Annotated in this window: 10 protein-coding genes; 6 read left to right on the top strand and 4 right to left on the bottom strand. The window is 45.5% G+C overall.

Annotation, left to right across the window (positions count from 1 at the left end; translation table 11 throughout):
* Positions 1-28: 28 nt before the first annotated feature.
* Complete coding sequence (locus DW205_RS04075) at positions 29-1,717, bottom strand: LuxR family transcriptional regulator (protein ID WP_227793801.1); 1,689 nt, start codon at positions 1,715-1,717, stop codon at positions 29-31.
* Between the two features lie 117 nt (positions 1,718-1,834).
* On the opposite strand from DW205_RS04075, the gene DW205_RS04070 reads away from it, so the two are divergent.
* The 4 genes from DW205_RS04070 (at position 1,835) to DW205_RS04055 (ending at position 6,922) form a co-directional block, all read left to right on the top strand.
* Entirely contained in the window at positions 1,835-3,016 is a 1,182-nt protein-coding gene (locus tag DW205_RS04070) for a sensor histidine kinase (protein ID WP_005867144.1), read from the top strand.
* Positions 3,013-3,774, top strand: coding sequence for a LytTR family DNA-binding domain-containing protein (locus DW205_RS04065; protein WP_005867143.1), 762 nt, complete (start codon positions 3,013-3,015; stop codon positions 3,772-3,774). Before DW205_RS04070 ends, DW205_RS04065 begins: the two co-directional genes overlap by 4 nt.
* A 124-nt stretch (positions 3,775-3,898) precedes the next feature.
* Positions 3,899-4,336 carry a LytTR family DNA-binding domain-containing protein gene (locus DW205_RS04060; protein WP_005867142.1) on the top strand — a complete coding sequence of 146 codons (438 nt, stop codon included), beginning with the start codon at positions 3,899-3,901 and terminating at the stop codon, positions 4,334-4,336.
* A 567-nt stretch (positions 4,337-4,903) separates the two neighbouring features.
* The gene (locus tag DW205_RS04055; RefSeq protein ID WP_005867139.1) at positions 4,904-6,922 is read left to right on the top strand and encodes a HAMP domain-containing sensor histidine kinase; all 2,019 of its coding nucleotides are present in this window, start codon (positions 4,904-4,906) and stop codon (positions 6,920-6,922) included.
* Positions 6,923-6,963: 41 nt separating this feature from the next.
* Here DW205_RS04055 and DW205_RS04050 read toward each other — a convergent pair whose 3' ends face one another.
* Positions 6,964-8,169 carry a hypothetical protein gene (locus DW205_RS04050; RefSeq protein WP_005867137.1) on the bottom strand — a complete coding sequence of 402 codons (1,206 nt, stop codon included), beginning with the start codon at positions 8,167-8,169 and terminating at the stop codon, positions 6,964-6,966.
* Positions 8,156-9,472, bottom strand: coding sequence for a DUF4270 family protein (locus DW205_RS04045; RefSeq protein ID WP_005867135.1), 1,317 nt, complete (start codon positions 9,470-9,472; stop codon positions 8,156-8,158). The genes DW205_RS04050 and DW205_RS04045 overlap by 14 nt, the downstream gene beginning before the upstream one ends.
* 271 nt (positions 9,473-9,743) lie before the next feature.
* Between DW205_RS04045 and DW205_RS04040 the strand changes: the two genes are divergently transcribed.
* Together DW205_RS04040 and DW205_RS04035 are read left to right on the top strand one after the other, a co-directional pair.
* The gene (locus DW205_RS04040) at positions 9,744-10,745 is read left to right on the top strand and encodes a kelch repeat-containing protein (protein WP_005867133.1); all 1,002 of its coding nucleotides are present in this window, start codon (positions 9,744-9,746) and stop codon (positions 10,743-10,745) included.
* Positions 10,732-11,085 carry a DUF4907 domain-containing protein gene (locus DW205_RS04035; RefSeq protein ID WP_008778715.1) on the top strand — a complete coding sequence of 118 codons (354 nt, stop codon included), beginning with the start codon at positions 10,732-10,734 and terminating at the stop codon, positions 11,083-11,085. Before DW205_RS04040 ends, DW205_RS04035 begins: the two co-directional genes overlap by 14 nt.
* A 62-nt stretch (positions 11,086-11,147) precedes the next feature.
* On the opposite strand, the gene eno is transcribed toward DW205_RS04035, so the two are convergent.
* Positions 11,148-12,431 carry a phosphopyruvate hydratase gene (gene eno / locus DW205_RS04030; protein WP_005867129.1) on the bottom strand — a complete coding sequence of 428 codons (1,284 nt, stop codon included), beginning with the start codon at positions 12,429-12,431 and terminating at the stop codon, positions 11,148-11,150.
* Positions 12,432-12,544: the final 113 nt, after the last annotated feature.

Here is a 12,544-nt window from a genome sequence, read left to right as displayed (position 1 = left end):
ACTGATTTACAAAGCATTAGCGAACGACTTAGAGAGAAAAGTTTATATTTGCCGTTCGAGCACTTATATTGCCGATGATATCCTCTTTCTCGTCCATACCCAGCTTATGGCGGATGTCCGTCTTGCGCTGATAGATCGTACGGACGCTTTGCTGGGTAACTACACTGATTTCCTTGGTAGAGAAGCCGGCGCATAGCAAGCAACAAAGCTGGATCTCTTTTTCCAGCAAACGCCCATCAGACAATCGGACCAGATGCGTATGGAAATTATCATAGACTGCGTCGATAATCGGATACAGGTCATCCCATACCAAAAGCGTATCTACCGGGACATCCTCGTTCGTGATACGAGTCATTTGCTGGAGCAATTCCTTATTTTGTTGCGTGGGAGTAGTCGCCATCAAGCGGATAACACCCAATTGCTGCAACAAGACCTTACGGAAAAAGGCACTATCGGGTTTCTCCTCCTCCGCTACGGATTGCTTGGACTCATTCAAGAGCTGACGCAAGGCTTCCAAACGCTCCTCCATATCAATCAAACGGTTCCTTCGGTTACGGATATATAAGAAAACTCCACCAGCTACCAATATGGAAAGCAAAGAAACGATCACCAAGATAGAGAACGTACGCTGCCGGCTCATCTCCAAGCGAAGATTTTCTCGGCGTAAACGATTTTGATCGACCAATCGTTCCCGCTCAGCCTTCTCCGTTTGGGATTTCACGGTATACAAAGAATCGCAATATTGCCCTAATCGGGAAATATCCACCGGTTTATTTTCCTTTACGCCCAATATAAATTGATAGGCATAATTCAGCGCATGCGAGGCTATATCATCACTGTGACTAAGTTCCAAGCCTAACGTATTCTTCTCGATATACTTCCGGGCAGAATCCAATTCCCCTAGATTGATCCAAGGCATAACATAGGATCCCGGGGTCTCTCGCTCCGGATATCGTTCTTCCAACAAACGTAAATAGCTGATAGAAGCCTTGGGATTAAAATCATACAAGAAATCCGCATAATTACGGGCAAAATGATGGGCATACCATTCGATATTCTTAGCCAAGGCCGAGTCCGCGGCCAAACGAAGATAATAATCCGCCGAGTCCCTCATTCGCAAGCGGCTATAACTCAACCCGGCCATATAATAGGCCATCTCCTTAAATCCAGCTTTTGGCGAGGCTTCCCATTCCTTCGAGTCTGCGATCGTTTCCCGATACAACCCCTCACCAAAGCTCAAGGAAGTCAATCGGTCATAAAAACGTACAAGGTAGGTCGAATCCGAACGGGAATAAGCGGAATCTATCGCCTCTCGGTACAAAGCACGTCTTTGTTCCAACCCCTTCCGGGAATCACCCATATAAATAGCCTTTACGAAATAAGCGGAAAGTAAAGGCTCCGAGGCATGCTCCTTATAATAATCCACTGAGTAGTCGATGAGCGAGTCGTTCACTAAGCTGCGCCCCTGCAAGAGATGAAGCCAAGCGAGCCTCCGTCCATACTCTGCCTTATCGCTATCCGAAAGAGCGGAAAGCGTTATTTGTTCCTCCAGCAGCCAGGCAGCGCTATCTAAGTTATTCTCGTTTACCAACCGGTCCGCCTCCGCAAATTTTTCCCGGACGGATTTACCGCCACAGGAAAGCAACAGGCAGACACTGGCCAGAAATATGTAGACAAACCATTTCGTCATAGCGACAGAGATCCTAATTTCCGGCAAAGGTACATTATTTTCGGAAGCCCGGGCGATTCACCGATATTTTTATCCGTTTCGTCGATTCCTTTTCCCGCTCGGATAAGGAAGCCCTATCTTTGTAAGCAGACAAAGGGTTTATCTATGTTACAATTAAAAAGAAACGACTTATTGATCGGCTTCACGATATCCGTCTTGCTTAGTATTTTCGTGAACTTCGCCCTTCTGATGCGTAAATATGAGTTCGAGACCGGAAACCCGAGCATGGGTATCCAGCCTCCGGATCGCACCATGTATTATTTACTAATCTGGTTCTTCGTGTTCTCCTTCATCTTATTTATTGTCAACAGCTTGATGTATAAGCTCGGGGACAAGCTTTTCCGCAGGAAAGAGTATAAAAGGGTATTGCTGGTTTGCGTAACTTGTATCAGCATCGCCTACGGCATGTTTCATCTGTCGCCGGTTTTGTACACGGCCATTTTCGTAGAATGGCTTGGGGAAGATGGGCCCCAGCCAGCTACCCAGGATATCATGATCCGCATCGACCGGGGCAGGATGGCTACACAAACCATCAGGTCTGCCGAGCGCCGGGGCATACCGGTACCTCCCAAGCCTTTCACGGTCCCTAACTCTTTCATGACGGAGCATCTTTTCGTCTTCCTTACGGTTATGCTAAGTTCCGTACTAATCCGCCTGTTAAGCAGCAAGCAACAAATGAAACTGGAATATGAACAATTGAAGACCGAGAAGTTACAGAATTCCTATAACGCCTTGATGGGACAAATCAACCCACATTTCTTCTTCAACTCCTTAAATGGATTGAACGCCTTGATACAGAGCGGAGAAAAACAACAGACGTTGGCTTATCTGGATGAGCTATCCAACGTCTTCCGGTATATCTTGCAAAGCAACAAGAAAGAGCTGGTTACGCTAGCGGAAGAACTTCAATTCGTAAAGGCGTATACCTATCTGCTGAGCGTGCGCTACGAGGGAAAACTATTCTTCTCCATCCAAGCGGATACCCCTTACTTACTTTGGTATCTGCCGATATTGAGCGTACTCCCCTTGATCGAGAACGCCGTAAAGCACAACGTTATCAGCAAGCAATACCCGCTACAGATCGATATCTATACCACCCATGAGGACAAACTAATCATATCCAATAAAATACATCCTAAGTCGGAAGATAGCAAAGGCAGCGGTATCGGATTGAAGAACCTATGGGGGCGCTACCGGATGCTTACCGGAAAGGACATCCAGATCTCCAACCGCAAGGAATATTTCAAGGTCACGCTTCCTTTACTCAATAAACCCATTCACTCATGAAAGCAGTTATTATAGAAGATGAGACTACCGCCGTTAATAGCTTAAAGGCGATCCTAGCGCAAAATACGGTTACCCCGATCGAGGTGATCGCCGAGCTGGAGAGTATCGAAGAGAGCGTTGAGTTCTTCCGGACATCGCCTCATCCGGATATCATTTTCATGGATATCCATTTAGCGGATGGATCGGCGTTCAAGATATTCGAACAGGTGGAGATAGATGCTCCGGTAGTCTTCACGACCGCTTATGATGAGTATGCGTTACAGGCTTTTCAAGTAAGCAGTATCGATTATTTACTGAAACCTGTCACGCTGGTCTCGCTGGAAAGGGCCTTGAATAAATTACGGCTGTTCGATACCGAGGAAAGGCTGGCGCATATCCGGCAAACGAACCGTACAATCCAGAGTCGCCACACGGTCAGGAGCTTATTGATCATGCTGGCCGATAAATTCTATCCGTTACCGGCTGAGGAGATCCTTTATTTCTATACGGCCAACGAAAAAGTTACCGCCTATACCTTCGACGGAAAACAACATCCCGTAGACCGTACCCTCGACGCATTGGGAGAGCAACTGGACGAGAGGCTTTTCTTCCGGGCCAACCGTCAATTCATCATTTCACGCAACGCCATCAAGGATATAGATCTTTGGTTCGGGAGCCGCCTGTCCGTCAACCTCACCTTACCTGTCCCCGAACGTATTATCATTAGCAAAACCAAGACCCCGATCTTCAAGAAATGGATTCTGAGGGAGGAGGAATAATGTCTTTTCACCCCCTCACGTAAGGCGATTCACCGACCCGATTATACCACTAATCGGTGCTTAACCTTTCTTCACCGAACTTTCCTGTTATTTTGCGGTACAACAAATAAAGGTAAAAAACACTATGCTGAAATGTATCACTTTCGACGGAGACACCTCGACCCTGAACACGCTCATGGGATATTTCGAGAAACTGGACAAGGCTTTAGCCGATGTCCACCAAGCGCTGAGCAAGGAGCAAACAGAACGCCCCATCTTCGTCCGGGAAGGCAGCAAGATCATTCGCCTCCGCCGGGAAGAGATCCTTTTCCTCGAGGGGTACGGCGATTATGTAAAGGTACACCGTATCAATGGCAAGCCCCTGCTCACGCAAGTCAGCTTGAAGCGGTTCGAGGAGTTTCTGGACAGGAATCGTTTTTGCCGGGTACATCGCTCTTACATCGTATCCCTCTCCCACATTAATTATATCGAGCGTAAGCGGATACGTATCGGCGAGGAACTGATCCCTATCAGCGACTCGTACCTGCCTGTCTTGATGAACAATCTGGCCCTTCAAGAATGACAATTTACTTCTTATTAGGCAAATACGCTGACACATCCGTCTCTCTAAAGGGACGAAATAGCAAGAAAGAGGTAGTGGTACGTGTGCTTTTTCGCCAAAAAGAGGCCAATTTCAGACGTGATAGGTGGCGAGACACGTCGCGATAGGCCGCGTAGCCCAACGCATATACCAGCGTTAGGCATCATGAGCGGCCGCGCATTGGGTCGTAAGTACTCGTGAATGGGCATTCGTACCCTGTCAAGACCCTATCGTAACACCGTTTTTATCCTTTTCTTGCCTTAAAACGTGAATTATGATGAATCAGTTTCGCTAGAACGAAAGGCCATTTTTCGGTATTTACCTATCAACGAGACGATTGTCGTTCTTTCTTCTCGTATTTGGGAACGAGTCGTACCTTTGCCCGGAAAAATCGATTCTCGGGGACTTCAGTTATCATTTTGTCATTTTGTCAAATCGCATGTTTCTATGATCAAGACATGATATTTATGGTGATCGCTTGTATAATGTTTAAAGTTTTTTACGTAGATTTGCCAATGGGTCAAAAGCCACTTTATAAAGCTCAAATTAATGTATAAAAAACAGATCGTTCTTATACTGATCGCCTTATCCACCACCTTTATCTTCGATAATGTACGGGCAGCCTCCACGCTAGATAGCTTGGAGCAAGTATTAGCGAGACTACCTGATAGCGCAAGATTAATCAAGCTAAATGATCTAGCTTACCAAAACCCCGATGACTATTCCTATAAGATCTATGCGGAAAAACTATTGAAAGAGGCAGAACAACAAAAAAACAACAAATATCTAGGAAACGCATACTTTCTTCTGATTAAATATCATTATTCACATGATATCGACAGCATGAGATTACTATTAAAAGAAGCGGAACCTGTCTTCCTTAATGGAAATAACCTAGAATACTTTTTCCGGACCAAGACATGGAATATCTATACGTATGAACAACAAGAAAATGATGAAAGGGTATTTAGTGAAGCTAAGCTGATTAATAAATTATCAGAACAACTTAATTACCCGGAAGGTAAAGAAATGGTTGATCAAGCAATAGCACACTATTATTCCTCGAAAAAACTTTTCAAAGAAGCTTTTAATCTATATGAGGATGTTTACAAAAGAATGGAAGCACGTAACTCTTCACCAATAAAAAGGATTAACATCATACGACAGATATTAAACCATAGAGGAGATGAGATCGATGTAAACAAACGCATCTATTATCTGCAAAAACTAAAAACTTATATAGATGAATGCCAGGAAAACAACATTACCCAATTAGATAAAGAAAATCCATTATATTATATAAAATACCTATATCACCGTTCATACTTATTTGTGGCTTACGATTTAGGAGATACAGCTCTTATGCGTTCTCATCTACAAGAAGCTGAATATATGACACAAGAATATCCAATTAAGAATCAAGCCACTGTACTAATGCGATTAAAAGCTCATTATTATATATTATCCAAACAGTATACAAAGGCTATCGATTTATATAATGAGATGATTAAGGATATCTCCCCAAAACACAACCGCCAATATTTAATAGACCTATTATATGAGCAGGCAGATATGTACCATAAAATAGGAAAGGATGACCTTGCCATAAGCCAATACAAAAAATGCATATCCCTCAACGACAGTCTCCGCAGATCTGAATACCTAGATGAGCTGGCTAAAATGCAAATACAACATCAAGAAGACAAAAAAGCCTTAAAGATCAAAGAGCTCCAACTGAAGGTCTCTCATAATACCCTTTGGGAATTAGGGGCTTTACTTATTATATCACTTTTGACTTGTACATTTTTCGGATATATAATTTATTCCCGTAAAAAACGCAATAGGTTCTTGCGCAAGGCCAAAGAACGTGCGGAAGAGTCCGACCGCATGAAATCAGCATTTCTCTCCAACATCAATCATGAGATACGAACTCCCTTGAATGCCATCATCGGCTTCTCCGAAATATTGATCGATGAGGAAGATGAGGAGCAACGCAGGCAATATGTCAATATCATAAGAGAAAACAACGGGATGCTCCAACAATTAATAGACGGTATATTAAGCATTTCCAATATTGAATCCGGAACGATCTCCTTTAAATTCACGAATTTCTCCTTATCTGAACTGATGAAGGAAATCCGGCATATAGCACCGACAAAAATTCCCGGTACCACCAACATTGAATATTCACAAGGCCCCGATAAAAAGATAAAAGCAGACAGATCCTACCTAGGACAGGCGCTAATTAATCTTTTGTTATTTTCGGCTAGCCGGGCTCCAAAAGGAAACATCCGATTCGGCTATAAGATTAAGGATGATACCGTCTCATTTTTTATACAAAATACAGACCTAGAAATATCTCAGGAAGAAATATCCCTCCTCCTTGATTACCGGCTCTTATTGCAAAGGTGGACAAAGGGGGTAGGAATGGGTGTCAACCTCGAGTTAGCCGCCACGAAGACGCTAGTGAAACGTATGGGTGGAGATTTAGAACTGGTTTCCAGAAGCAGACAAGGAATGGTTATTTATTTGATAATACCATTAAAGCCACACAATTCGCAACAATGATACCGCCATCCAATGTCTTGTCCATGCACAAGGGTATAATGTTAGAGTTTCACTTGATAAAACTTCTCGCTTAATGTATAGGTCACCGTAAAGCCCATGATATCCCTTCGCAACGCATTCCCTTGCAATTGGAGGCGATCGTAATAAAACGCCGTATTGATACGGCCATTCAAGACGGGTAACCCCAAGCCGACGCTTACCCGATACGCCCCGCCGGATTGCCCTTTCAACCGCAGGTAAGGCGTGGAAACGGAAACACCCGCTTTATAAGACATCCGTTTCCAATAACTGCTGGAGCTAAATCCATTCGGGAAATAGCATACGCCCAAGCGTAGCTCATGCGAATCCCGGAACTTTACCCGGCTATCGCCCGAGTTCAATACCCCGTATTGCCGGAACAGATAGTCCAACGCATACGTCCATTTCTTATGCGCCAATGAGCTACCGATACCTATATATTGAGGTAGATATTGTGTCACCCTTTTCTGGTTATAGGGGGGTTCCGTGCTGCTTCCCGTCACCGTCACCGTGTTTTTCAATGAGATCCGTTGCTTATAGCCGTAAATGGCGCCGACCGTTAGAAAGGTTTCCCGGGCGATCGGACGATGATATTGTAAACCGAAATCGGCGTAAAAAGAGCGGCCGGACATCTCCCTTGACACTGTCATCGCACTTTGTATCTCATTCTGCGTCATATTTCCAAAGATAAAATTAAGATTCATACCGACCGATAGATGCTTGGTCAATAAAAATCCCTGGGAAAGGAAAGCCTTGGAAAGCCCGCCTGTCCCCGAAAACGTACTGGTTACAAAGGTTCCGGGAGATCCTTCCAACTCTTGCGAGGACTTAAAATAATACCCAACGAAACTATAAGGAGTTACCCCGGCGGACATATACCACCGTCGCATGATACGCCCTCCCAATGAGAAAGCGGAGAAATTTCCGGTGAATGCGTTGCTAGAGCTCCCGTCTGAGCGGTATCGCTCATTCTTCACGAAGGCAGATGCCTCAGCGAACAACTTACAACTATCCAACGCCGTCAATCCGGCAGGATTCTCTATATTCATCAGCATCCCTTCCCGCATGCCGACAGTGACACCCGCCATCGAGGTATTTTGACCATATAAACCGGAAGCCATCTCACCCAGTCCAAACATCGAGTAAGGTGAGGAAGTCATCGCATTCTGCGCGGATGTGCTTGCCGCCATCAAGAGGCAAGGGTAAAGAAGGTATCTAGTAACTTTCATAGACCTTATAAATGAGTTGTAGGGTGACCGGGTTACGTCCTCCCTGATCGTTAAACGTCAAGTTCTTGAACGTGCCGGTGTAATCATCACTATTAAAAACCAACTGAAGATTATGCTTATACATGCCAAAGGCACCTAGCTCCTCTTGCATGAATTGAGTCACGTCGAAATAATAATAGGTGTTCTCGTTAAACGTATTGTCTTCCGATAGCGTACCTCGTTGAACCTCGGAACCGAGATAATCGGTCACGGCATCCGTCACCACATTATTCTCATCGGCGATATATAGGTAGAGGCTGTCCGGCAAGGTATTGTAATCCGAATAAGTACCTTGCTCGGGATAAATCTTAAGTAAAGCGCTCTCGATCTCCACTTGCGTGCCTTGTTGCATCAGATTATTCAAATACGGGAATTCCAGACGGGTATACCAACCCAAGCCTCCGAATAATACGCCCCGGTTACTAAGCTCAGCCGAAGGTATCTCCACTCCTTTCATCGGATATCCTGCCATATCCGTTCCACTACGGTCATGGTCGATATGATTGAACTGGGTATCCGTATTTGGGAAGAACCATAATTCCTTCTCCGTGGAAAGCTCATCGGATAAATGATAATGCAGGACTAAAGCGGCGGAGGAATCGGCTACCGTGAAAGTCAGCAGAGACTCGCTTCCCGCCAAGTCCGGCACGATCGCCACCCCCTTGAAATAGTCCTCAAAGCGATCCTCGGACACCGCTTGATCCTGCGCATGAAAACGGGACAAGAGGTCTTGCCCTAGCGCATCGGGAAGACGGACTTCCAGTTTCTCCCCGCCCTTCGGCTTCGGTTTAAATGAGCAGACCGCCAAAGCCTCGGGAGCGTAAGAGACACTGCTATTATTATATAAGTACCCGTTATCGTTTAAGACAATCTTCTCCGTTAGCTGATAAATCGAGAGGGTTTGTTGGAGGGTCGTGTCTCCTACAAAGCGACCATCGAAAGCGAGAGACAGGACTAGCGAGTCCAGTACGACCGTCTCGTCCGGATCAGTCCCATAGCTCGGTCTCTCATAAGCGATAAAGCTATGCGACGAGACGACTCCCCATAATGAATGTTTGTACCGGCCTACCAAAGCGACGTTCTTACCGGATGTCTCCAACGAGTCGATCAATACCGAGGTCACTACGACCGTGCTGGTATCTATACGAACGTTACGGAAAGCGGAGTCCACCAGATCGCTGCCATACGTACCGTTCTCGTCATAACAGGAAAACAGTCCCAGACAGAGCATCAAGCACCCCAAAGCAAAGAATGTTCTAACCATACTTCTTATTTAATAAGCGAATAATCTTTTATCAATCCGATGGCAAAGAACGTATTTAGCGCAAAACCCGGCAAGATAAACCCATGAACCCACCGGTTTCCTCTGTAAACGGCCCGATACTGAAGATGAAACCGATTTCAAAACCATTCGAGGCCCTAACCTATAAATCCGGCTTATTCACCGATAAAAACCGTATGTTTACCGATTTAATTTGTGGGTCTCGTAAAACCCTCGTTCTTTTGCTTCCGTAAAAACAAAACACGTAGTTAGAATGATACACAAAAGGATTCTTGTATTCTTGATCGCTTTTCTTCCTGTCATCATCAGCTCTTGCAGTGATGATGATGACGATGATTTGATCGGTAAGTGGTACCGTGTCTCTGACATGGACGGATTGGCGCGAAATTACGCCTCCTCTTTCACGATCGGTAACAAAGGATATCTGATTTGCGGAAACGACGGAAAAAATCGTTTATCGGATTGTTGGGAATATGATATGGAACGAGATACTTGGACGCAAAAGGCGGACTTTCCCGGAACCGCCCGCAATTCGGCCGTAGCTATGGCGGTAGATGAAAAGGGATATCTGGGAACCGGATACGACGGTACCAATTACTTGAATGACTTCTGGGAATTTAACCCGACCACCAATACGTGGGCACAGAAAGCGGATTTCCCCGGCTCGGGCCGATATGGAGCCGTGGCCTTCGGGGTAAACGGTAAAGCGTATATCGGATGCGGATACGACGGGAATTACCTAAAAGACTTTTATGCCTTTAATCCGGCGGCAAATAGCTGGACGCAAACGATCAGTATCGGCGGGACAAAGCGTCAGGGCGCTACCAGCTTCGTGATAAATGGAATCGCTTATGTATGTTGCGGACAAAATAACGGCGAATATGTAGACGATTTCTGGAAATTCGATCCCAGCACGGAATCATGGACCCAACTTAGGGATATATCGGATTCCTCGGACGAGGATTATGACGATGATTATACGATCACACGTACGAACGGGGTTGCTTTCGTGATTGATGGAGCCGCTTATCTGACTTGCGGTGAGAGCGGAAGCCTACGTAGCGACACTTGGAAATATTATCCGGCCACCGATCTATGGGAAAACGTGGCTAAATTCAAGGGAACTGCCCGTACGGCGACAGCATCTTTCTCCTCTGGCGAGAAAGGATTCGTAGTATCCGGCAAAAGTGGTACCACTCAATTTGATGATATTTGGGAACTTCACCCGAATGAATATGACGATGATGAGTACTAAGAAAGGACGGGCTTGGTTCGTACCGGGCCTAGTGGTACTGCCGGTATTACTGTTTTATTTATCTTTTTTCCGGGGTGAAGAAATGGGGTCTTCTCCCGGGCGGCAACTGGAGTTGCAAACGTTTCAATCGGGGGATGGCTGGGGGTACCAGATTAGGATGAACGGAAAGGTGTTGATTTACCAACCCACCATTCCCTCTATTGATACGGTAATTGCGTTCCCGGATAAGGAAAGCGCAGAAAACATAGGCACACTCGTATTAAATAAATTGGCCGGGAACAGGAACTTCTCGGTCTCTAGAGAAGAGATACAACATTCACTCTCTTATTTAGGGCAATAGATTTATAATCATTAAATGTTAGGGGCAGGCCGGCTATCGATTAGTAGGCTTGCCCCGTTTTTTCACTTCTTATAAGTCTTATAACCATAAACAGCTAAGGAACCCAATTCCTCCTCGATACGAAGCAACTGGTTGTATTTCGCCATACGATCGGAGCGGCTCAATGAGCCGGTCTTGATCTGTCCGCTGTTGGTAGCTACGGCGATATCTGCGATCGTAGCGTCCTCTGTCTCACCGGAACGGTGGGAAGTCACGGATGTGTAGCCATTACGGTGGGCCATCTCGATAGCGTCTAATGTCTCGCTCAATGTACCGATCTGATTTACCTTGATCAAGATGGAGTTCGCGCAACCCTTCTCGATACCTTTCTTCAAGAACTCTACGTTTGTAACGAACAGGTCATCACCTACCAACTGGCATTTTCCGCCTAGCGTGGAGGTTAGCATTTGCCAACCGGCCCAGTCATTCTCGTCCATACCATCCTCGATAGAATCAATCGGGTATTTATTCACCAACTCACTCAGATAAGCGACTTGTTGCTGGGCGTTACGCTTAGCGCCTTTCTCACCCTCGAATTTCGTATAATCATACACACCATCGTGATAAAACTCGGAAGCAGCGCAATCCATGGCTATCGTCACATCCTTGCCCGGCTCATATCCAGCGGCTTTGATAGCGGCCATAATAGAATTCAAGGCATCTTCCGTACCATTCAATGCCGGAGCGAAACCGCCCTCATCACCTACAGCCGTGCTCAAGCCCCGATCGTGCAATACTTTCTTCAACGCATGGAAAACCTCTGCGCCCATACGAAGCCCCTCACGGAAACTCTTCGCACCTACCGGACGGATCATGAATTCTTGAAAGGCGATCGGAGCGTCGGAGTGAGAACCTCCATTGATAATGTTCATCATAGGAACCGGCAACACATAAGTATTTGTTCCTCCGATATAACGATATAAAGGCAGATCCAGATAATTAGCCGCTGCCTTCGCTACGGCAAGCGATACACCTAACATAGCGTTAGCTCCTAGATTTGATTTTGTCTTTGTACCATCCAAATCCAGCAACTTATGGTCTATCTCTCTTTGATTCAAGGCGCTCATACCTAAAATGGCGGGAGCGATTACCTTATTTACATTATCCACGGCACGAAGAACACCTTTACCACCGTAACGATTTTTATCGCCATCACGTAACTCGATAGCCTCGTTCTCGCCGGTAGAGGCGCCAGAGGGTACAGCCGCACGACCAAATGCGCCGGAAGCCAAATGTACATCTACTTCTACTGTCGGGTTGCCACGTGAATCAAGGATCTCTCTACCTACTACTTTTACAATTTCCATATTACTATATTTGTTTTATTAGTTGTTCAATGATGTCTTACTTTTCTTTTTCACAAATATAACAATAGCCAAGCAAGGAATGTTCCTTATAACTCATCAAATTTATCAATTCG

Source organism: Parabacteroides sp. AM17-47 (assembly GCF_003434625.1).
Taxonomy (GTDB): Bacteria; Bacteroidota; Bacteroidia; order Bacteroidales; family Tannerellaceae; genus Parabacteroides; species Parabacteroides distasonis.
The sequence above is the reverse complement of the archived record's forward strand: the minus strand, read 5'-3'. Positions and strand labels throughout refer to the sequence as shown.